Source organism: Paenibacillus sp. NPDC101420, assembly GCF_050277435.1.
Lineage (GTDB): Bacteria > Bacillota > Bacilli > Paenibacillales > Paenibacillaceae > Paenibacillus_AQ.
This window is the reverse complement of sequence record NZ_JBNNSE010000001.1, coordinates 866,240-887,473: the sequence shown is the minus strand read 5'-3', so window position 1 is coordinate 887,473 and position 21,234 is coordinate 866,240. Positions and strand designations below refer to the sequence as shown.

At 43.3% G+C, this 21,234-nt stretch carries 20 protein-coding genes; 13 read left to right on the top strand and 7 right to left on the bottom strand.

The window, feature by feature from the left end:
• The 7 genes from ACQKMP_RS04085 (at position 1) to ACQKMP_RS04055 (ending at position 5,880) form a co-directional block, all read left to right on the top strand.
• Complete coding sequence (locus ACQKMP_RS04085; protein WP_042186929.1) at positions 1–429, top strand: DinB family protein; 429 nt, start codon at positions 1–3, stop codon at positions 427–429.
• 157 nt (positions 430–586) lie between these two features.
• Positions 587–994 (top strand): MerR family transcriptional regulator, encoded by a 408-nt coding sequence (locus ACQKMP_RS04080; protein ID WP_341125609.1) that lies wholly within the window; start codon positions 587–589, stop codon positions 992–994.
• A gap of 68 nt (positions 995–1,062) precedes the next feature.
• Entirely contained in the window at positions 1,063–1,974 is a 912-nt protein-coding gene (locus ACQKMP_RS04075; protein ID WP_427468871.1) for an alpha/beta hydrolase, read from the top strand.
• Between the two features lie 244 nt (positions 1,975–2,218).
• Positions 2,219–2,809, top strand: a complete 591-nt coding sequence (locus ACQKMP_RS04070) for a TetR family transcriptional regulator (protein ID WP_427468870.1) — start codon at positions 2,219–2,221, stop codon at positions 2,807–2,809.
• A gap of 188 nt (positions 2,810–2,997) precedes the next feature.
• Positions 2,998–3,741 (top strand): SDR family oxidoreductase, encoded by a 744-nt coding sequence (locus ACQKMP_RS04065; protein ID WP_427468869.1) that lies wholly within the window; start codon positions 2,998–3,000, stop codon positions 3,739–3,741.
• An 87-nt stretch (positions 3,742–3,828) separates the two neighbouring features.
• Positions 3,829–4,914, top strand: coding sequence for a glycerol dehydrogenase (locus ACQKMP_RS04060; protein ID WP_427468868.1), 1,086 nt, complete (start codon positions 3,829–3,831; stop codon positions 4,912–4,914).
• Positions 4,915–5,019: 105 nt separating this feature from the next.
• Positions 5,020–5,880: a divergent polysaccharide deacetylase family protein gene (locus ACQKMP_RS04055; protein ID WP_042186939.1), complete on the top strand. Its 861-nt coding sequence runs from the start codon at positions 5,020–5,022 to the stop codon at positions 5,878–5,880.
• Here the strand turns inward: ACQKMP_RS04055 and ACQKMP_RS04050 are convergent.
• Positions 5,867–6,619 carry an N-acetylmuramoyl-L-alanine amidase gene (locus ACQKMP_RS04050; RefSeq protein ID WP_231573420.1) on the bottom strand — a complete coding sequence of 251 codons (753 nt, stop codon included), beginning with the start codon at positions 6,617–6,619 and terminating at the stop codon, positions 5,867–5,869. The genes ACQKMP_RS04055 and ACQKMP_RS04050 overlap by 14 nt on opposite strands.
• A gap of 182 nt (positions 6,620–6,801) precedes the next feature.
• On the opposite strand from ACQKMP_RS04050, the gene ACQKMP_RS04045 reads away from it, so the two are divergent.
• Positions 6,802–6,990, top strand: coding sequence for a YqzE family protein (locus ACQKMP_RS04045; RefSeq protein WP_042186941.1), 189 nt, complete (start codon positions 6,802–6,804; stop codon positions 6,988–6,990).
• Between the two features lie 170 nt (positions 6,991–7,160).
• Here ACQKMP_RS04045 and ACQKMP_RS04040 read toward each other — a convergent pair whose 3' ends face one another.
• The 3 genes from ACQKMP_RS04040 to ACQKMP_RS04030 form a co-directional block, all read right to left on the bottom strand.
• A complete protein-coding gene (locus ACQKMP_RS04040; protein ID WP_042186943.1) occupies positions 7,161–8,192 on the bottom strand; it encodes a hypothetical protein in 1,032 nt (343 codons plus the stop codon).
• 155 nt (positions 8,193–8,347) lie between these two features.
• Positions 8,348–9,412 carry a YqhG family protein gene (locus tag ACQKMP_RS04035; RefSeq protein ID WP_427468867.1) on the bottom strand — a complete coding sequence of 355 codons (1,065 nt, stop codon included), beginning with the start codon at positions 9,410–9,412 and terminating at the stop codon, positions 8,348–8,350.
• Positions 9,409–11,154, bottom strand: coding sequence for a DEAD/DEAH box helicase (locus ACQKMP_RS04030; protein ID WP_076283112.1), 1,746 nt, complete (start codon positions 11,152–11,154; stop codon positions 9,409–9,411). Before ACQKMP_RS04030 ends, ACQKMP_RS04035 begins: the two co-directional genes overlap by 4 nt.
• Before the next feature lie 415 nt (positions 11,155–11,569).
• Between ACQKMP_RS04030 and ACQKMP_RS04025 the strand changes: the two genes are divergently transcribed.
• Positions 11,570–14,203 (top strand): adenosylcobalamin-dependent ribonucleoside-diphosphate reductase, encoded by a 2,634-nt coding sequence (locus tag ACQKMP_RS04025; protein WP_427468866.1) that lies wholly within the window; start codon positions 11,570–11,572, stop codon positions 14,201–14,203.
• Positions 14,204–14,360: 157 nt separating this feature from the next.
• Complete coding sequence (locus ACQKMP_RS04020) at positions 14,361–14,732, top strand: hypothetical protein (protein WP_427468865.1); 372 nt, start codon at positions 14,361–14,363, stop codon at positions 14,730–14,732.
• A 46-nt stretch (positions 14,733–14,778) separates the two neighbouring features.
• Here the strand turns inward: ACQKMP_RS04020 and ACQKMP_RS04015 are convergent, their stop codons facing one another.
• Positions 14,779–15,177, bottom strand: coding sequence for a cytidine deaminase (locus ACQKMP_RS04015; RefSeq protein ID WP_036689594.1), 399 nt, complete (start codon positions 15,175–15,177; stop codon positions 14,779–14,781).
• A 267-nt stretch (positions 15,178–15,444) separates the two neighbouring features.
• Between ACQKMP_RS04015 and ACQKMP_RS04010 the strand changes: the two genes are divergently transcribed.
• Together ACQKMP_RS04010 and ACQKMP_RS04005 are read left to right on the top strand one after the other, a co-directional pair.
• On the top strand, positions 15,445–16,404 hold the full coding sequence (locus ACQKMP_RS04010; protein ID WP_427468864.1) for a methylenetetrahydrofolate reductase: 960 nt from the start codon (positions 15,445–15,447) through the stop codon (positions 16,402–16,404).
• Positions 16,405–16,764: 360 nt separating this feature from the next.
• On the top strand, positions 16,765–18,753 hold the full coding sequence (locus ACQKMP_RS04005; protein ID WP_427468863.1) for a GTP-binding protein: 1,989 nt from the start codon (positions 16,765–16,767) through the stop codon (positions 18,751–18,753).
• A 15-nt stretch (positions 18,754–18,768) separates the two neighbouring features.
• Here ACQKMP_RS04005 and ACQKMP_RS04000 read toward each other — a convergent pair whose 3' ends face one another.
• Positions 18,769–19,107, bottom strand: coding sequence for a winged helix-turn-helix transcriptional regulator (locus ACQKMP_RS04000; RefSeq protein ID WP_042126439.1), 339 nt, complete (start codon positions 19,105–19,107; stop codon positions 18,769–18,771).
• A 152-nt stretch (positions 19,108–19,259) separates the two neighbouring features.
• On the opposite strand from ACQKMP_RS04000, the gene ACQKMP_RS03995 reads away from it, so the two are divergent.
• Positions 19,260–20,171 (top strand): DsbA family oxidoreductase, encoded by a 912-nt coding sequence (locus ACQKMP_RS03995; protein ID WP_427468862.1) that lies wholly within the window; start codon positions 19,260–19,262, stop codon positions 20,169–20,171.
• A gap of 145 nt (positions 20,172–20,316) precedes the next feature.
• Here ACQKMP_RS03995 and ACQKMP_RS03990 read toward each other — a convergent pair whose 3' ends face one another.
• The gene (locus ACQKMP_RS03990; protein WP_427468861.1) at positions 20,317–21,213 is read right to left on the bottom strand and encodes a helix-turn-helix domain-containing protein; all 897 of its coding nucleotides are present in this window, start codon (positions 21,211–21,213) and stop codon (positions 20,317–20,319) included.
• Positions 21,214–21,234: the final 21 nt, after the last annotated feature.

The window sequence follows — 21,234 nt, the reverse complement described above, 5'->3', positions numbered from 1 at the left end:
ATGACTATTACTTCAGTACTGCCCATCTGGCAAGCGGTTCAAGAGCGATTTCATAAAATGGTGAAGGCATTGCCGGAAGAAGATTTAAATCTTAAATTAGGGAATTCATCCATCGGAGGATTGATTTCTCATAATGCCGAGGTAGAATTTATGTTTGCAGAGTGGTTCTTTGGTAGACCTAAACCTCAAGCCGATGACGCAGCATATACTACACTAAGTGAACTGGTGGATCTGCTGTCTGCTTCCAACGAGAATCTGATTGCAGCGATGCGGGAGCTTCCGGAAGATGCTTGGCATGTAAGCGTAGAGTCGTCTTTTGGCACATCTACTCCGCTTGAAGCGGTAGGAAGACTTATGTATCACACAGGTATTCATGCCGGACAGATTTCTCTAATACAGAAAAATGCGATTCGAAGTGAAGTGTTGTAGTAGAAGAGTAGACATGGGAAAACGGCAGAAATGCCGTTTTTTTGTGTGTAAATAAGGAGTTTTAAATTGATCCCGATTAATTATTGGCTCTATTTTGATACCCTCTGTATTATCTGGATTTTGGTATAATATAGGGAATTCCAAGGGGGCGTATATCATGACGGAATACTTGCGAGGCCAAATGGCCAAGATGGCAAATGTGAATATGGAAACACTGAGGTATTATGAGGAAATGGGTCTAATTAGTACACCTATACGATCGGAAGCCGGCTACCGTCTTTATTCTGAAGAAGCGCTAAGTCGACTTACGTTTATACATAATGCTAAGCAATGTGGATTCACCCTAAAGGAAATTAAAAAGGCATTGTTAAAATCGGAAAGCAGTGGCATTAGCATAGATGATTTTGTGAAAGTTGTAGATAAAAAAATGGATCGAGTCCGCAATGAAATTGCAAAGCAGGAGATAAAGCTTGCTTCTCTCGCAGACTTGAGAAAAAATTTATTAGCCAAGGATAAACATCCTGGAGTACAGTCAACGCTAGAAATCCTGAAAATGGAATCTTAACTTGACCTTGTAGTCACCTACAGGCTTTACACTTTGAGTTGAAAAGACCTGTAGGAGGGATTATCGATATGGAAAAGACGAGTATAGAACAGCTTGCAGCGATCAAAGATTACCTGAAACAAAACAATCGGTTTGAAAGTAAGTCTGTAGAGCATATCCGGCAAGAAATGGTTGAGGCGGCTGCGAATATGCCCAGTCATACGGATGTTACAGTCGAGCGGGTCAGGGTTGGGCCATTAAGCGGAGAGTGGATCATTCCTGTGGAAGCAGCTCCACCTGATGATAAAGTGATTCTTTATTTTCATGGTGGTGGTTTTGTTTCAGGAACCTGTGAGTTTTATCGGGATCTAGCAGCACGAATTGCAAAGGCGAGTGGCATGAAAGTACTAATTATTGAGTATCGCCTTGCACCCGAGTATATCTATCCCGCCGCTAATGAAGATTGTACAGGGGCTTACCGGTGGTTGCTTGCGAACGGATATTCTGCCAGTGATATCGTGTTTGGAGGAGACTCTGTTGGAGCCAGCCTTGCGCTGATGACACTGATTAGTTTGAGAGATGAGGGGAGCGAGTTACCAGCAGGTGCTTTTTTAATCTCGCCGCATACAGATCTTGTTCATTTGGATGGTGAATCGTATCATAGTCGTGCGGAGCTTGATCCGACAGGTAGCTTGGAAGGGAATAAACGGATACTTGAATCATATGTAGGTACTCGAACCGAGTGGGCTTCAATATTATCGCCGTTAAGAATGAGTTTGCAGGGATTGCCTGATTTACTTGTTCAAGTAGGCGACCATGAGGTGCTATTAAGCGATTCAACGAGGTTGGCTGAACGGGCGAGAGGAGCGGGTGTTCATGTGGAACTGGAAATATGGGATAATATGTGGAGTGTTTTTCATTTCTTAGCGTACATGCTCCCAGAAGCAGAGCAGGCGATTACGAAGATTGGTAAGTTTGTTAGGGCGAAGCTGGACGAGTGAGTAAGTAGATGAAAGAAATGAACCTTCTTGAGAAATCAAGGAGGTTTTTTGTTGTTGGGGTATGGTAAGTACTCAGCGGCTGATGAGAATTGGATACTGAAATGTGGATCTTAGTTTGATAAGTTTGTGCACGTATATACTGATAATGATTTTACAAATGACAAAGTAAGATTATTGTCAGTTCGTTTTTGAATATTATATGCTATGATAAGAACCATCAGAAATAGAGCGAGGGGAAATACCGATGTCGAATGATCTTCCATTATCTAAAGAAAACATTTTGGATGCGGCTGAACAAGTACTCCGGCGTTTTGGCCCGGATAAGACTTCAGTTGTTGATGTAGCGAGGGTACTGAAAGTTAGTCATGGTACGCTATATAGACATTTTTCCAGTAAAGCAGCTTTGCGCGAATCGGTAACCGAAAGATGGTTGCATCAAAATATTTTAGCCCCATTGAAGGACGTTACTGAGCAATTTGATGGGAATGCCAAAGAGCAGCTACGTCTGTGGTTAGATACTCTAATTCGCAGTAAACGGAGCTATGCTGTAGATGATTCCGAAATGTTTGCTATGTACGCCTCTGTAACTTTAGAAGCCGTAGATATGATTACCCAACACGTAGATCAATTAATTGGGCAACTCGCACGCATTCTTGAAAAAGGTATACAAACCGGGGAGTTTAAAGCGTTGGAATCAGAGGTTGCGGCAAGAGCTATTTTTAATGCAACATCACGATTTCATCATCCTGCTCACGCGAAAGAGTGGCAGTCGGGTTCGATTGATCAGGAGTTTGCCTCTGTTTGGGATTTGATGCTTTCCGGATTTTCGTCATAAATTGTTATAGCATATTTCATAATAGAAAAATGATGGACTAAACCTTTTGATGAAGATCGGAAGGTTTTTTTGCGTCTGGAGAACAATTATATTGAATGACAAAAAATAATAATTGTCACTTGTTATTTGCGAGTGTTCGATTTATAATCAGACCAACAAGAAAGGTAAACGAATAGGAGGAATAAAAGATGGATCAGAATTTGGTTGGAAAAGTTGCATTAGTGACTGGAGCTTCAAGAGGTATGGGACGGGAAATTGCGGAGAACTTGGCGTTACATGGTGCGAAGGTTGTTGTTAATTATGCAAGCAGTTCAAGCAAGGCAGAGGAAGTTGTGAACGAAATTAAGCAAAAGGGTGGAGAAGCTATCGCTATCCGAGCGGATATCAGCCAAGTAGCAGATCTAGAACAATTATTCCAAGCCACATTGGAAGCTTATGGACAAATCGATATTCTCGTTAACAACGCAGGCATTATGATCACAAAGCCGATTGCGAGTATGACGGAAGAAGACTTCGACAAACAGTTCGCTATCAATGTGAAGGGTACCTTTTTTGCTTGCCAGCAAGCGGCTAAACATATGAGTGAGAGCGGACGGATCATTAATTTCTCGACATCGGTTACAGGCCAGATGTTCCCAACCTACAGCGTTTATGCGGGAACAAAGGGAGCAGTGGAACAATTCACTCGTCAGTTAGCTAAAGAATTTGGACGAAAAGGAATCACGATTAATGCGGTTTCGCCAGGTCCTGTTAATACGGAACTTTTCACAGTTGGGAAGTCAGCTGAAGAGATTGCGAATGTTGGGAGTATGAATTCTTTTGGACGCTTAGGTGAGCCTGAGGACATCTCGAGTGTAGTTCTGTTTCTAGCTAGTAAGGAATCACAGTGGGTTACGGGCCAGACGATTCGTGTGAACGGGGGATTTATTTAAGACAAAAGTCTATAGCATCTTTTTTTATAGCCAGTCTGAAGCAACACTCCTTAGAATAAAAGAATATACAAAAAGAGGAGTGAAACCATGACGCAGATCATATGTTCACCGACTAAATATATTCAGGGGCATGGCGAGATTCGTAAACTGGGAGATTATTGTTTGCAGCTAGGATCGAACAGAGCTTTTGCGATTGTAGATCCTTATATTTTTTCCATGTACAAGGAGGATATCTTACACAGCTTTGAAGTGAACGATATTCACCTTATAATGCGCGAATTCAAGGGTGAGTGCAGCCTTAATCAGGTGGATGAGATAGTGTTAGAACTTGGCCTGAAGGACGCTGAGGTTATCTTAGGAATCGGTGGCGGCAAGACCTTAGATACGGCAAAAGCAGTAAGCCACATGGCGGGTCTCCCGGTAGTTATTGTACCCACAGTGGCCTCGACGGATGCACCTTGCAGCGCTTTATCAGTGTTGTATACGGACGAAGGTGACTTCGACTATTACCTTCCATTAAAAAGAAATCCTGATATGGTGATCGCAGATATAGATATCATCGCTAAAGCCCCTGCAAGATTGCTGGCGGCTGGAATGGGTGATGCTTTGTCCACCTATTACGAAGCAAGAGCTTGCCGTGAATCTGGAGCGGTTACTCATGCAGGCGGGACTAGCACAATCGCAGCATTCTCTTTAGCACGTGCTTGTCTGGACACACTTCTTGCTGAAGGTGAATCCGCACTCCTGGATGTTAAACAGGGGAGCACCTCTTCTGCAGTGGAACATATTGTTGAAGCTAATATTTACTTGAGCGGCGTTGGGTTTGAGAGCGGTGGGCTTGCTGCAGCCCATGCTATTCATAACGGACTGACCCTGCATGAGGAATGCAGGAATGTGTTACATGGTGAGAAGGTTGCCTTTGCTACGATCGTGCAGTTGGTCTTGGAGAAGGCTTCAGAAGATGAGATCACTCAGGTCATTGCTTTCTGCAAAAAAGTCAGCCTTCCCGTTACACTTAAGGAGCTTGGGATCACCAGTAGCGATATGGATAAATTAATGGTGGTTGCAGAAGCTAGCTGCTCCCAGGATAGCCCAATGAAGAATATGCCATTTGAAGTTCAATCTGTGGATGTGCTGGAAGCAATCCTTGCCACAGACAAGCGCGGGCATTAGCAACAGTTCGATTGTAAATTATTGCGAACCCTCCCCGTACATATTTAACCTTCTTGAACCAAACAATGAGAACAATTGTTTAAGACGAAGGAGGCGTTCCTCTTGATGAAGGACAGTCGAAAGGTTAAACGTTACTTACTGAATTGGTTTGCTGTTGCTGCAGTATTGATTACCACAATTGTTCCGGCTACGCCGGCTGTCTCTGCTGCCACGTCTAAAGACAACGCTACAAATACGCAGCTTGAAGAGAGTGCACCCAAACGTGATAAGGTCGCTATCATTATTGACGATTTCGGCAATGGCATGAAGGGGACAGACGAAATGTTCTCGTTACCGATAAAGCTTACTGTAGCCGTCATGCCTTTTTTACCTACATCCGTAAAGGATGCCACCCGCGCCCATGAACGCGGAGATGATGTTCTGGTTCATTTGCCGATGGAGCCGCGCCAAGGTAATCCTAAATGGCTTGGACCAGGAGCCATATTGGCTAAAATGTCCGATGAGGAAGTACGACAAAAGGTTGAGGCAGCACTCGATAATGTTCCTTATGCGATCGGGATAAATAACCATATGGGTTCGAAAATTACCGGAGATGAGCGGATTATGGCAGTAATCTTATCTGTATGCAAAGAACGAGGATTATTTTTTGTAGACAGCAAGACCAACTACCGTTCCGTTGCTGGCAATATGGCTTATCGTATGGGGTTGCCACGCGTAGAGAACCATATCTTTTTAGATGACACACATACAGCAAGTCATGTTCTGAAACAAATGGGTCTCGTCAAAGACATGGCGAAGGATCAACGATTTTGTGTAACGATTGGTCATGTTGGTGTATTTGGGAAAGAGACCGCCGCAGGAATCCGCAGCGGTATTGAACAGATGAAAGACAATGTTGAGTTTATAGGGATTTCTGATCTGGTTAAAAACGAGATGAAATGGAGCTCCCAACTTAAACTTCCATAAGATAAGCTACAATACCATCAGCGATGGCTTCAGCGATTTGTTGCTGCCCTTTAGGGGTGCATAACTTTGCGCGGTCAGTCGGACTGCTTACAAAACCCGCCTCAACGATAACAGTTGTGGCGGTTATTTTGTTGAGTAAATAAAAGGGCTTGCCTGGTCTTGGATGAGCCTCGACATCGTAAAGATTGTTTAGCTGATGCTGAATGGACTTAGCAAGCATGAAGCTACGGCCCTCTTGACGGTACAATACAAGTGGACCATGTTTGGAAGGGGAAGGCGCCCAGTTAATATGGATGCTTACCACTACAGTAGCAGGTAATGTCTCAGCGAGCTCTTTACGCTGTGCAAGATCCCGCAGATGTCGAGATTTACTACGCAGCCAGCGGTTCTCATCACTTGGGGCATAATCTCCATTGCGATTTAAAGCAACGTCAAAGCCATCGCTACCCAGAAGTAGAAATAATCGACGTGAGATATCTAAGGTGATATCTTTTTCAAGAATATTACCGTAGGAAGTTCCACCGTCGATGCCTCCGTGTCCCGCATCAATTAGGATCATACGATGTCCGTGACCTAATAAATGCTGACGGTCATCCTTCATCACAGGTTTCTCTGGTGTCGCAGAGGCTAAGGAGCTGCCCATAAACAACATTAGTAGTCCTAGGGTAGTTAGAGTGATTCGAAAGCCACATAGAGCAGCTGCTGTTCTGGAAAAGGATTGTTTTCTCCAGTTGTTCAAGTGAAACGCCTCCTTGCAAGTGAATAACGTCTTCTGGATTCTTTGTTAGATTGTGCTTTAATAGGTAAACCTATTCGACAAATCAGAAGTCTGTAGTTTAGATCCAAGTGGAGTGGTGCACACTAAGACCATGGAACGGATGCTGATAATCTGAATTCACTTACATTTTAGGAGGTGTTAAAATGGCTTCCGGTGGCGATGAGCTTGTAAAGTATATAACGGAGAAGGTAGTCGTATATATCGAGGATCCGCGTGCCATTCATGCTCGTAGAGCGGCTACGAAGCAGCCGTGGTCACAGAAATGGTTTGGCATGCTCCCGCTTGGGTGGTCTATCTGGCGAAGCAAGTGGAGTCATGATAAAAAAGACTAAAGGTTAAATAGCAAATAACCTTCCAGTGCCATTATTCATGGGTGCAGTGGAAGGTTATTTGCATTTGTTTAAATATAAGAATTTATATGCTTACGTTATAAATTATCCTTCTATTTCTCGCATAAACACTTACCGTCCTCATAAGGACGCCGAAGGCGTTTATGCTTGTGTTAACGATTATATCCGAGTGCTTTGGTCGTTCTGTCTGGCAGCTTATGCAGTGTTCCATTATTTTGTAGTGCAGTGAGTGGTAAGTATCGTTTTCCTTCAGGGCCTGAGGCCGCGTATACGGTAGTTTTATTGTTCTCAGCTTGACCTTGAGAAGACTGCCAGCTCTGATAGCCTGTAATCATAAACGGTGCCCCGACAAGGTCGTTTCGCCCAGCAGCTTGATAAGCGATGCTTTCCTTAGGTCTGATCAGAAGTGCGATATTGTCGCCGCTCACTGTAGTTAGTTTAGGAGCAGTCAGCCATAGGATATCTTCGTAAGGATCATCTGACCCTCCACTATTGAAGGCCGATAACGGTGATACGTCAGGATTAAGATTAGTAATTACATCTGTTGCTGGAGGCTGCTCTTTAAGGACTTCTTCCGCCTTGCTCAGTGTCCAAGGTAAAATTTGCGGTACGGAAGCATTGATGTAAACCGTCTTTTCGTCAATGGTTATTTTCCAGACCGGTAGAAGTGGTGCATATAAAGCAGTAAGGTTTATTGTTCCTGAAAAAGATGATGTAATGAGACCTTTCTGCACCAAAAACTGGCGCAGATCATTTAAACTGTATGGGAGTCCGTAAGTGCCGGCTCCATATTCACTTAGCATATATCCGCCTGTATCGGTGGCGGAAATGATCATGTATCCGATCCGCTCTTCGCCTTTCATTACATTTACAAGCCAGCCATGTGTACCTGGACCAAGGGGATAATATTCTATCCTTGCATCCTTCCAGGCTGTAAATGGAGCTTCTGCAGCGAGCTTGTTCAGTGTAGCCTTAGCGAATTCTTGGACCGTACTCGGAGAAGGTAAGGTACTCATCTTCAATACAGGAATTGCATCCTGCGTGACTGACTGGATCACACTTACTCTAGCCAGCGCCAGCGCTGAAGGGGAACCAGAACTGGATACAAACAGTCCAAAGCTTAGAAGCAGGAGGAGGCATCCTTGACCCGCAAGTTTCAGCCTCCGCCGCAAACTTATTTTCATGGCGTCGATCACCTTTCTTTGTTAAGAAATGTCAGGAAAGTTAAGCTTTACTCTATTGTAGTGGACAGGCTATAAAAAGGCTGTTGCTTGCTGTCGCGCTTGAAGGCGGAAGTTCTCTTGTTTTTTTGCCTGCTTTTAGCGAGTAGGGTCGCATTCTATAGGCTTCGCAGATGAAACAGTCCGTAGGTTATCGCAGAAACTGCAATTTGCGGCTCATATTGCCAAATGGTCTCCTGTCGACGACGGTTATACTGCTCTTGAGTGCCTAAACGTTTTTCTTCATCAGGCTCTTTCAGCAGCTCTCCGTAATAAATATCAATGATAGCCAGCTCGATTCTAAGACGCTCACGTGCCTGTTCTGCCCAAGTGTAATCGAGTTCGGCAAGATGAGAGGTAAGATGAGCCTCTAATAAATCTGTAGCGGCTGTCACTGTTAATTCATAAGGCTGAATATGGACGTTTTCTGGTAAACGGGGGATCATCTCCCGCGAGGCTATCTTAGTGTTAAAGTCATCAATGATGGTCCCTTTTGTCAGCGATATTCCAAGATAATGCAGTTCTTCCCGTTTCAAATCGCAGCTCATCTCCACTTTATAGCAGACGCCGAGCCACGGTTCATAAGCTGCAGAGAAGAGTGTATTCCGCTGCCTGCTACCGGGATCTTCAAATAAGTAAAGGCATTTCCCTTCATCTTGCGCCGCACTCCAAATTTGCTGCAGGCGCTTGCTACCATAGATGATATCTTCACGTCTTATCATACCGGGCCCAATTCGGGGCAATGCAGGTACAATACCGAAGTAGCGGGCTAGGATGCTATCTTCTGGATTTGAGGAGGGGACATGAACCACATTAGATTCAGGTGATGCTGGATTCAATAGATCTGCGCTAGCCTCAGCATCTGTTGTGGCGCCCATCGCTGGGTTTCCGGTAATTGGCGGATTCAATGCTCCGATGCTGCGATTTACCGTTGGCGGAACTTCTATAGCTGCCTGGCTATCGTATTTTTCCGGATCAAATACAAAAGTGAAGGAGAGTGTCTCCGGATCAACACCAGTACGCTCCACGAATCCCCAATAATAAGGTCGATCTGTAAGCATTCTGTCAGCTCTTGGCGATAGCTTTACAGTTACGTGAATGGGCGATACTTCAATAATGGAGCATTCTGTCGCCTCCAGATAATCCATTACATGTTTACGTACTTCCTGTGAGTTGAGGGTCATGTCGAAGTCTCACTTTCCTTTTTAATACCCTGAGTCAACTCACTTAGGGATTCACCGATATGATCTAACTCATGTCGCAGCTCTTCATCGGAGCGGGATTCGAGCATGATTTTGTATAAACTTTTCTCCAGCGATTCTTTCTTCTCAAAGCGCTCCAGAATCACATCCAGCCCGCCAATGACCATTTCGAACATATTGATCTTCTCGTGTAGCAGATGCAGAATATGTTCTTCAATCGTGCCCTGCGTGGACAAATTATAGATAACCACGTCATTTTCCTGACCTAACCGGTGCACCCGCCCAATCCGTTGTTCTACTCTCATGGGATTCCAAGGCAGATCGAAGTTGATCATGTGGTGACAGAACTGCAGGTTAATGCCCTCACCACCCGCCTCAGTAGCGATCATGACTTGAGCACGACCGCGGAAGAGGTCCATCATCCAGTCCTTTTTACCACGATTCATCCCGCCGGAATAAGAAACACACATTAGCCCATGTTCGCGGAAATACTGAAGCAAATATTCTTGAGTCGCGCGATACTCCGTAAAAACGATGACCTTTTCATTCATTTCTTGAATGAGAGATAGTGTTGTTTCGGCTTTGGTATTGGTCTTAACCGTACGAAGTGTCTGCAATAGCTCCATCATCCGATCGCGTTTCGGCGAATCAGCAGGCAGCTTCTTGATCAGATTAACTAAAGTGATGAAGACGGCATCCCTACTGCTGCACACCTCACGCTGAAGCGTTACCAAGGAAAGCATGCTGCTAAGATTGCCGCCTGATTCCTGATACTGATCTTTAACAAAAGAAGTGACAGCGTCATATAATACTCTCTCTTCCTGTGAAAGAACTAGCGGAATATTACGGACTTTTCGTTTCGTAAAATTAACTGGACCTTCGCCACGCCGATTGCGGATCATCACCTTCGATAGCTCGTCCCTTAGCTGACCTTCATTCTTAGGTTGGCGTTTATCAACGACGAAATTCGAAGCAAAATCACCCTGATTTCCTAGTTGCCCCGGTTTCAGTAAAGTGATCAAATTAAATAGCTCGCCCAGATCATTCTGAACGGGAGTAGCGGTTAGGAGCAGGCAATATTTTTTGCGTAATTGCTGTACAAATAGATAATTGGTCGATTTCTTGTTCTTTAGCTTATGCGCTTCATCAATAATCAACATGTCATATTCATTTTCCAGCAGCATCTCTTTATGAGGATCGCGCTTCGCGGTATCCATAGATGCGACGACAATCGCATTCCCCCAGGAATATGCTTTTTTCTGTGCAACAGCAGAGATGCCAAACTTGGCATTCAGCTCGCGGACCCACTGCAATACGAGGGAAGCGGGTACCAGAATAAGCACTTTAGAGACTAGACCGCGGACAAGATATTCCTTGAGTACAAGTCCTGCTTCAATCGTCTTTCCTAGTCCAACCTCATCTGCAAGAATCGCGCGGCCCGACATCTCAAACAAAACCTTATGCGCGGTATCGAGCTGATGAGGAAGCGGGGATAATCCGGATAAATGTTTCATGCATTGCAGCTCATCGAAGCTGGTTACTAGACCCGTTTGTTCACCTTGCACAGCAAGCTTGGACAGACGGTAGTCTCCCCATGGACCACCTTTATCTAGTTTGAGTTCTAGATCCTGCAGCCAATTCCGGTCAAAAGAAAGAGGAACAGGCAGTATAGGCGCTGACTTTCCACCTTTGTGAGGTAGAGAATTACGGAATAATTGCGTCATGGTACAGCCTCCTCAGGTGCTAATTTATATCATCATTCGTAGGAGTAGTATGCTCTTAAACAAGAGAATTCATAACCTTCTATTTTTCTTGATAGCCTTTAAAAAAGAGAGTAAAAGCGAGAAAACGCGGCAAGGTTTGCGATATTTCGGCTGCTTGACTCTATTTTCGAAAAAGACCTTCGATACAATATGTGGTATAGTTTAAAAGCTGACGCACACAATATATTGTGACAAAAGCATGAAAATGTGATTTTTTTAAAGTGCGTAGCTGCTATTTGTTATTGACAAGATGAACTTCCTACATACACCCGTAAGACGGAAGATAAGTGTAAGGAAGTTTTTGTTGTGGGTCACAAAATGTACGCCCACACCTGAACTGGAACTAATATTTACTACATTGCGGGAGGTTTTTCTATTGGGTAAAGTGGAACGTAAGCAACGCCTTGAAGGGCTAAGTGAAAAAATATTTTTGGATCGTTATGCTTGGAAGGATGCCGACAGCAATAATGCTAAAGTGGGCGATGTTGTACTCGTTCTAACAAAAGATGATCCGAAGTTTCCCACGAAGGAAGTCGGAGAGATCGTAGAACGTAACGGCAGAATCGTAACCGTGAAGACGCGCAGCGGCGAACTTGTGAAATCAGATGTTGAAAAGCTGACGCTTAATATAGAAAAAACACCAGAGGAAATGTGGGATCGTCTGTCTACAGCTATGGCTTCTGTGGAGAAGACGCCTGAGCTTCAAGAAGAATGGGCGGGTAAATTCCGTTCGATTCTGGATGATTGGAAGCTCGTACCGGGTGGTCGAATTGCTGCTGGTGCAGGCGCTAGTGAAGAACTAACCCTGTTCAACTGTTATGTAATTCCTTCTCCAAAAGATAGCCGTGGCGGCATTATGCAGACGTTGGCTGAAATGACAGAAATTATGGCTCGTGGTGGCGGTGTAGGGATTAACCTATCCTCTCTACGTCCACGCCGGGCAATTGTGAGAGGTGTTAATGGTTCTTCTAGTGGTTCTGTATCTTGGGGCGGTCTGTTTAGCTATACCACTGGATTAATTGAACAAGGCGGTAGCCGACGTGGTGCACTTATGCTCATGATTAATGACTGGCATCCAGATGTGGAGGACTTCATTACCGTAAAGCAAACGATGGGTCAAGTTACGAATGCGAACCTTTCGGTATGTGTGAGCAATAGCTTTATGAAGGCTGTAAAAGAAAATCTGGATTGGGATCTCGTATTTCCGGATACTACAGATCCAGAGTACAACGATGTGTGGGATGGCGATCTAGACAAGTGGAAGGCTGCAGGCAAAAACGTTATTCATTATCGCACCGTTAAAGCGCGTGATGTGTGGCGCACCATTATTGAATCCGCTTGGAAATCCGCTGAGCCAGGCGTTGTGTTCATGGAATACTACAATCAGATGTCCAACAGCTGGTATTTTAATCCGATCATTTGTACGAACCCATGTGGGGAGCAAGGACTGCCAGGCTGGGGAGTCTGCAATTTGTCCGCTGTGAACCTGTCCAAATTCTACGATGAGAAGAATCATGATGTAGACTGGGAAGATCTCGCGACTACGACGCGTTATTCCGTACGTTTCTTGGACAATGTCATTGATAAGACGCCTTATCATTTCCCGGAAAATGAAGCGAATCAGAAAAACGAACGCCGTGTGGGTCTCGGAACGATGGGTCTTGCTGAGCTGATGATCAAATTGAACATCCGTTACGGTAGCCCGGAATCTTTGGCGTTTCTGGACAAGCTTTACGGCTTTATGGCTCGTGAAGCATACCTTGCTTCTGCAGAGATTGCTGGGGAGAAGGGATCTTTCCTAGCTTTTGACACAGAGAAATATTTAATGAGCGGTTTTATGAAAAATATGCTCGAAACGTATCCAGAGGTTGGTGAAGCGATTCGTAAACATGGCATGCGTAACGTTACAGTGATAACACAAGCACCTACAGGTAGCACAGGTACAATGGTAGGCACCTCGACAGGTATTGAGCCTTATTTCGCCTTTAAATATTTCCGTCAAAGTCGCCTTGGCTACGATGAGCAGTTCGTTCCAATCGCCCAAGAATGGCTTGAAGCTCATCCAGGTGAAGAGCTGCCAGATTATTTCGTGACTTCGATGGATTTATCAGCTAAGGATCATATTCGTGCGCAAGCAGCGATTCAACGCTGGGTAGATAGCTCGATTTCCAAGACAGCCAACTGCCCGTCTGACTTCACAGTAGAAGAGACGGCTGAGCTATATGAAATGGCCTTCGATTTGGGCTGTAAAGGCGTTACGATCTACCGTGATGGTAGCCGTGATGTACAAGTTCTGCAAACCTCGAAGAAGGAAGATGCAGTAGAAGAGGTAGCTCCAGCAGTTGAAGTTGCAGCGACTCCTGAAGCAAGTGCAAATGTTGTAGCGGCAAGCCCAGCACCTCAAGCTCCTACTAAAGAGCTGGATAAACAATACAAGAAACGTCCGCAGGTTCTGCGCGGAGCAACCTATAAAATTAACACACCTTTTGGTATGGCGTATATTACGATCAATGATCTAGATGGCACACCGGCAGAAATATTCCTGAATGTAGGTAAAGCAGGTTCTGATGTCTTTGCGATGGCAGAAGCACTCGGTCGTGTCTGCTCCTTGTTCCTCCGTTATGGAGATCATGGTGAGAAGGTAGAATTATTAATCAAACATCTGAAAGGTATCGGCGGATCAGGTGCAATCGGCTTCGGTGCGAATCGAGTAGAATCCATTGCAGATGCTGTAGCTAAGGCATTGGAGACTCATGTACTGAATAACGCTCATGATGATCATTTGCCTGCACCGATTGCAGCAACTTTGGAGCTAGAAGATTTCAATGAAGCTTTAAATGCGGAGTTGAAAGCGAGCGTTCCTGCGGCAACGTCTACCGATGATAGTCATGGTGCGCATAACCACACTAGCGCTTCACGTGATCTTTGCCCATCTTGCGGCGGCGCTTCGCTGATTAATATTGAGGGCTGTAAGACTTGTGGCAATTGCGGGTATAGTCGCTGCGGGTAAACGGTAGAGCCAATAAATGTTTTATGGGAAAACTAGAAATGTGACTATGCATAGCTACTAAAAGCAAGCGATCATCGAGAGGAAGTGTTAATCTTTTATCTCAATGGATCGCTTGTTTTTTTATTATTGATGATGTTCATTGAGAGGTTTTAACTATATGAGTTTGATAATTAGTGTAATTCAAAAGGGAAGAATAATTGTAGATACTAATTTTTTGGAGGAGCAGGTACCCGCACCACATAATAATTTGTTTGGTTTCGAATCATGCAGAAAAACTCTCTGGGGAAATGATTTAATTGGTGAACTCGGATGTGAGTTAATATATTCTTTAAAGAATACGAATATTTTTGCATTTGATGTAGGAATAGAAAAACTGGAAAGTGAATTCCTTATTTTGCTTGATAATTTAGATACTATAGAACTACATACAGACTATGATAAAGAATTTATTGAATTTAGTGTAAGAAATGCTTTGGAAATGATAAAGGTAAATAAGCTTTTAAACACAAAAACACGCGTACTTGTCTAACACAGGTACGCGTGTTTTTGATATTCCACTATGGTAGGTATTATTTTTACATATCTAAATTTTTGAATGCGTAAGGCAATAAATCCCTTAAACTCAGCTCTAAGATTTCTTTTTTCTCATTGGTTAAATAGACAGGCATGTCGGGCAAACAGAATTCCGATAATACTTGTCTGCAGATACTGCATGGCGGCAGAAAATCCATTGTGTCACCTGCTACAGCTATAGCCTGAAAATCACCTTTAGTATAGCCCTTTGTAATAGCTGTGAAGATTGCTGTTCTCTCTGCACAGTTAGTAGCACCAAAAGATACATTTTCTACATTTACTCCATTAATAACATTTCCATCTTTAAGTAATAAGGCTGCTCCAACTGGAAATTTAGAATAAGGGGCATAAGCAGCTTTCTTTGTGTTACGTGCGCTTTCCATTAATTCTTCTTTATTCATAATACTCACCCTTTTTAAATAAGAATGAACCTTTCGGTCCCCTTATCGCCAACTTTAAGGTTGGCAGGACTTCTAATATTATAGTCAGACCAAATGGTTGTCAACATTAAAATCTAGAAGTTCCGCCTCCATGATGTACTACTCGATAAGTACCAATAGGGAATCATAGCTTTAAAATATAACTAGATATAGTAAATATAAGTTATACATATTAAGCCTGCCATGGTAGCCTTAACTTAAAAGAGACGTGTAGAGGAGTTTTTTATTTTGGGAGCGGCAGAGAGTACATTTAAACAAAAAATATTGAGCAAGAAACCTGGTATTTTAACATATGGGATGACACCACCGAAGGCAAGCCATTCACCAGAAAAGATATCAGAAATTGCACAGAAACAGGTTGAAAGACTTAAAAACGTTGATTTAGATGCTTTAATTCTTTACGACGTCCAGGAGGAAGCAGAAAGAGTTGATCATGAAAGACCTTACCCATATTTACCAACGATTGATCCGGCTGTCTATGGTGATAAATATTTAAGACAAGTGGAGGTCCCGAAAATAATTTATCGGTGCGTCGGTAATGATACAAGAGCTTCGTTCGCGGATTGGATTAAGACTGACGAAAGTGAAGACAGATTTTCCGTGTATGTGGGCGCTTCGTCAAGTAAGCAAGAGGTGGAATTGAATTTACCAGATGCTTATAAGCTAAGCAAACAGTTAAATAGTAATTTGAATTTTGGAGGAGTTGTCATTCCTGAAAGACATATAAAAAAGAATGATGAGCATACACGGATTGTCGAAAAGATTAACAATGGGTGCAGCTTTTTTATCACTCAGGCAACTTATAATGTAGAGGCATCAAAGAATTTATTGTCTGATTTATATTATTACAATACAAATAAGGGTTTTGAAATGGTTCCTATTTTATTTAATCTTGCACCATGTGGCACAGCGAAAACACTACAATTTATGAAATGGTTGGGGATCAGTATCCCGGGATGGTTAGAAAACGAGTTGAAATACTCGAACGACATTTTGGATAAATCAATTCAGCTATCTCAAAAAATATTTGAAGAACTATTTGAGTTCGGGCTGGAGAAGGGAATTCCAATTGGATGCAGCATTGAAAGTGTTTCAACAACTAAGTTGGAAATTGAAGCATCCATTCAGCTTGCTAAAGATGTAAAGGCATTTCTAGATAAAAAGCTGTTGAGTCTAGAGAGTAGATGATTAATTGTTTTAAGGAGATTAGAAATATTAACGTTATCGCATTGAATTTTCTAACAGTGAATTCTCGTTTAAAATGAAAAACCACAAAAACTTACTATTCATTGAGCCGGTAATCCTTTCTGTTAAGGGTTACCGTTTTTTTATAAGTTAATAGGGACATGATCATCATCTCAATAGCTTGTCTAGTGTCTTTCTTGCATATTATTCTAGCTAAATCCTTCATCGAGGATGGTTATGTCATTGGATAATATGGATCTTCGGGCGTTACCGCATGCTGTCGGTGGTGAGAGATTCTGTACAAGCTACTAGATTTCGGCTACGATTCTTATATAACAGATTGACTGAATGGATGGTAGAAATATGTATTGTAAACTGTCAGAAGCATCACCAATCACCATCGGACTGCTAGCACATGTTGATGCCGGCAAAACCACCTTCGCAGAGCAGCTCCTATACCATGCTTCCGGAATTAAGACTCGGGGGAGAGTCGATCATCAGGATGCCTTTTTGGATAGTCATGAGATGGAGCGGGCACGGGGGATAACGATTTTTGCTGACCAGGCGGTGATGAAATATAACGAACAATCGTATCAGCTCATTGACACACCGGGGCATGTCGATTTTTCAGCTGAGATGGAGCGCGCTTTACAGGTCATGGATTATGCGGTAGTCATCTTAAGTGCTGTGGAGGGCATTGAAGGGCATACTGAGACGGTCTGGCAATTGCTACAGGAATATGGCATACCCACTTTTATATTTATTAACAAAATAGATCGTACCGGTGCTGACGTCCAGCGTGTGCTAAAAGCGTTAAGACAGCAATTTTCGCCGGATATGTTGTATTTGGCAAAAGGTCTAGATCAGAGCATGCTGCCTGAAGAGGTTATTACCGCCGTTGCTGAGCGAGATGAAGCCTTGATGGAGGCATATCTCGAAGACAACATTGATCCTGGGCAGGTATTGGCTACGCTGAAACAAATGGTTAAAGAACGGGTGGTTTTTCCCGTTATGAGTGGAGCAGCTCTAATGGATCAGGGGATTGCGGAATGGATGCAGACGATGCAACTACTAATGGAATCGACTTATGAAGTAAACGCAGTATTCGGGGCACGAGTATATAAGGTGCGTCATGAGCTGCAAGGCACGCGACTGACTTTTATGAAGATATTAGCTGGGAAATTACGGGTACGGGAGGATCTCTGCTATAGAACTTCAGAACATGAGGAGTTAAGCCAGAAAATCACTTCTATTCGTATCTATCATGGGGGGAAATATACTTCATGCGATGAAGCTTCCGCGGGACAGCTTGTTGCCGTTACGGGCCTAACTGATGCAGCCATTGGACTGGGTATAGGTAATCATTCAGATCGAGTAGAATCCCGTCTTGTGTCAGCGTTGAAATCCAAAGTTGTATTCAATTTGGGGATATCATCCAGAGAAGTGCTACGCTATTTCATGATCCTGCAAGCCGAAGACCCTACGCTGCAAGTGACATGGGAGGACAAGCTGGAGGAGATTCATGTTCATGTGATGGGAATGATCCAGCTAGAGGTACTTCAGCAGGTGGTGTTAGACCGTTTCCAGCTCAAGGTATCGTTCTCCAAGCCAGAGATATTATACAAAGAGACGATCGCAGACATTGTGATTGGTTGTGGGCATTTCGAACCTCTTAAGCATTATGCAGAGGTGCATCTCCGGCTTGCGCCTGCGAAACGTGGTGAGGGAATTACATATCGCAGTACATGCCATGTGGAGCAGCTCAGCACAGGGTATCAGCATCTCGTCGGTCAGCATTTACTTGAAAAGGACCATCGTGGAGTTCTTACCGGCTCTCCCGTCACCGATCTGCATATAACGCTTTTAACCGGGGCGGCGCATCAGAAGCACACTCATGGCGGTGACTTTCGGGAGGCGACACTGCGGGCACTGCGGCAGGGATTGGAGCAAGCGAACAAGATTCTACTGGAACCCTATTATCAATTCAAAATCAAAGTCGATGTAGAGCTTATCGGACGCGTAATGTCTGATATACAGCTGGCCCATGGTGAATTTGACCCGCCAGAAATGCTAGGTGAATCGATGTTTATTCAGGGACGTGCGCCTGTCGCGACGTTCATGCATTATGCAGTAGAGCTTGCATCATTCACGAAGGGCAAGGGAGCAATCTCGATGAAGTTAGGCGGTTATCAGCCATGTCATAACCCGGAACAGGTCATCGCAAGGATTGGATACGACCGCAGCGCTGATCCTGAGTACACCTCCAGCTCTATGTTCTGTGCAAAGGGAGCGGGATATAGCGTTCCTTGGGATGAAGCGCCTTCGTATATGCATTTGGAGATTCAGGAATAGGAGTGAGAAAGCAGTCTAGGAATTATCCTTCACCCCAATATTTCTTTGTCCCCATTCAACAACGGATTCAATTAAAGGCACTAATTCTTTTCCAGATGAAGTCAGAGAATACTCAACTCTTGGTGGCACTTCGTTATACTGCTCCCGATGAATGATTCCATATTCTATAAGATCCCTCAGTGAGTTGGTTAAGGTAGTCCCTGTTATTCCATGCAGTCTTCTTTTTAACTCGTTATAGCGTATGTTGTCGTTCTCACTAAGAATGGCTAGGATCGGGAGGTTCCACTTTCCGCTGATTACATGGAATGCGAAGGTTGCAGGACATAATTGATCAAGTCTAAATTCGTATTTCATACATAACTCCTTTCCAATAGTATTATTAAAGATACTTAGTATTAAAAATAAACGTACTTGTTTGAATTTGTATTGGTATTATAATACTCCCATACAAAGAACTTCTACAAGAGGGCACTTTCTTTGATTCTCCAGCGAAAGGTGATTTATATATGAATAATTCAAATATGATGTGTGACCTTAAAACCGGTGTCTGTGGGCCAGGGGATGAAGAGCAAATGGAAATGATCGACTTTAATCTACAGTCCCCAAAAATCACACTTTACTATGCAACTGATCCGATCTGTTCCCACTGTTGGGCGCTTGAGCCGGTACTCAATCGTTTTATTCTGCAGTATGGACAATATTTTAACGTGAAGACGATTATGGGTGGTTTGCTTTCTAGCTGGCATGGTTTTGCAGATGTCTCCAATGGCATTCAACAGCCTTCAGATGTTGCGGAGCATTGGAGAGAAGTCGGTTTACATTCACGTATGCCTATCGATGGTTCTTTGTGGAAAAACAATCCGATTCTTTCTTCGTACCCGCCATCTAGAGTATACAAGGTTATACAAAATATATATCCGGCTAAAGAAAATGAGTTTTTGCGTCAGGCAAGAGAAGCTGTATTTGCCTTCAATCAGAATATTGGAGAGGAGAAAACATTAGTTGATATAGTCAACAACATTGGGCTAAATGGCGAAGAAATAGTGGCGGATGCTGCTCTTGGGTCGGCACAAGATTTGTTAGAGCAGGATTTTGAGTTAGCAGGCAGACTTGGTGTACGTGGATTTCCAACCATTATCTTGGTGAATGAAGAAAATAAAGGTGTTAAAATTGTGGGGGCACGATCATTAGAAGCCTATGTCGACGGACTTCAACAAGTTTACAATGGTGATGTAAAAGCTGAAAATGTTCCACCTCTCTCTGAACTTATCATGGAAGGAAACATTTTGTTCTCCAAGGAAATTGAAGTGTTGTATGATATTGAATCTAGTGATATGGAGTCATTTATAGCCACGGAAATGATAGAGGGGTCATACAGTATTAAGCGTGTTTTAGGTGAATCATACGTCGTATCTTAATTATAATGAAAGAAGCCAGTAACCCAAAGAACTTTGGAATTACTGGCTTCTTTGGCATTCGCTTTGATAAACCAAATAGAGGAGAAAATAATGGGAAATGATAAATTAAATATCGGAATGATCTTGGGAAGCACCCGTCAATAAGCTAATTTGAATGGGAAGGTGTTCGAGATTTCTTTCGGTAATTCTGAGGCGTCAATCCAGTCTCATTACGGAAAACTGATGAAAAATAGCTCGCACTTTGAAATCCGCAGTTCATCGCAATTTCACTAATCGATCGATTAGTTCCTATCAGCATCTCGGAGCTCTTTTGAATACGATATCGCACTAGGTAAGTATTAGGCGTTTGGCCAATGTATGTGCCAAACAACTCGCAGCATCTGCTCCTGCAAACAGACCCAGCGGTAGCGATGTCATTCAGGGTTACTCTAAGGTCAAAATGATGATGAATAAATCCTGTCATTTTCCAAACGGCAATCCATGACTGGTCATCATTTATCTGCCCAGGAACCCTCTGTAAATGATCTCCGACGTCTGCACATAGTGATGTAGCCAGTGAAAGAAGGCGTAGTGGGTTGCAAGGAGTGCTGTTCATTTCTTCATAAATCCGATGTAAGGAATACAGGATGTCCTTTCCCCACGTGCTTTGTGAAGTAATCATAATATAGTCTTCAGTATTAGAACCGAATTTCTCATCCCAATATACTTTGCCTACATGTGTGTTTATTCCGAGTAGTGAAGGATGGACAGCAACGACAATGAATGTACAATCCAATTTATTGGTGGAGAAACCATAATGCATACGCTTGCTATTAACGAATATTCCGTTACCTCGTTCAATCAGTACAATTTCTCCGTTTACAAAATACTCCATCTCCCCATCTAGTACTAAAATAAATTCCAAGTCCGGATGCCAATGGCATGCTGCTGCATATTTATCGAAATGATTAAGTGCTCCTTTTCGTACGTATAGCGGAAAATCAGGAAGATTATAATTTAGTTCTTCCGATAAATCAGAGAATACTTCCAGCTCTGCACTCACAATCACAGCTCCCTCAAACAA

Coding starts and splice junctions, on each gene's coding strand:
- ACQKMP_RS04080 (WP_341125609.1), top strand. CDS start 587: ATGACGGAATACTTGCGAGGCCAAATGGCCAAGATGGCAAATGTGAAT.
- ACQKMP_RS04065 (WP_427468869.1), top strand. CDS start 2,998: ATGGATCAGAATTTGGTTGGAAAAGTTGCATTAGTGACTGGAGCTTCA.
- ACQKMP_RS04035 (WP_427468867.1), bottom strand. CDS start 9,412: ATGACCCTCAACTCACAGGAAGTACGTAAACATGTAATGGATTATCTG.
- ACQKMP_RS04055 (WP_042186939.1), top strand. CDS start 5,020: ATGAAGGACAGTCGAAAGGTTAAACGTTACTTACTGAATTGGTTTGCT.
- ACQKMP_RS04060 (WP_427468868.1), top strand. CDS start 3,829: ATGACGCAGATCATATGTTCACCGACTAAATATATTCAGGGGCATGGC.
- ACQKMP_RS04045 (WP_042186941.1), top strand. CDS start 6,802: ATGGCTTCCGGTGGCGATGAGCTTGTAAAGTATATAACGGAGAAGGTA.
- ACQKMP_RS04075 (WP_427468871.1), top strand. CDS start 1,063: ATGGAAAAGACGAGTATAGAACAGCTTGCAGCGATCAAAGATTACCTG.
- ACQKMP_RS04005 (WP_427468863.1), top strand. CDS start 16,765: ATGTATTGTAAACTGTCAGAAGCATCACCAATCACCATCGGACTGCTA.
- ACQKMP_RS04015 (WP_036689594.1), bottom strand. CDS start 15,177: ATGAATAAAGAAGAATTAATGGAAAGCGCACGTAACACAAAGAAAGCT.
- ACQKMP_RS04000 (WP_042126439.1), bottom strand. CDS start 19,107: ATGAAATACGAATTTAGACTTGATCAATTATGTCCTGCAACCTTCGCA.
- ACQKMP_RS04085 (WP_042186929.1), top strand. CDS start 1: ATGACTATTACTTCAGTACTGCCCATCTGGCAAGCGGTTCAAGAGCGA.
- ACQKMP_RS04020 (WP_427468865.1), top strand. CDS start 14,361: ATGAGTTTGATAATTAGTGTAATTCAAAAGGGAAGAATAATTGTAGAT.
- ACQKMP_RS03995 (WP_427468862.1), top strand. CDS start 19,260: ATGAATAATTCAAATATGATGTGTGACCTTAAAACCGGTGTCTGTGGG.
- ACQKMP_RS04030 (WP_076283112.1), bottom strand. CDS start 11,154: ATGACGCAATTATTCCGTAATTCTCTACCTCACAAAGGTGGAAAGTCA.
- ACQKMP_RS04070 (WP_427468870.1), top strand. CDS start 2,219: ATGTCGAATGATCTTCCATTATCTAAAGAAAACATTTTGGATGCGGCT.
- ACQKMP_RS04040 (WP_042186943.1), bottom strand. CDS start 8,192: ATGAAAATAAGTTTGCGGCGGAGGCTGAAACTTGCGGGTCAAGGATGC.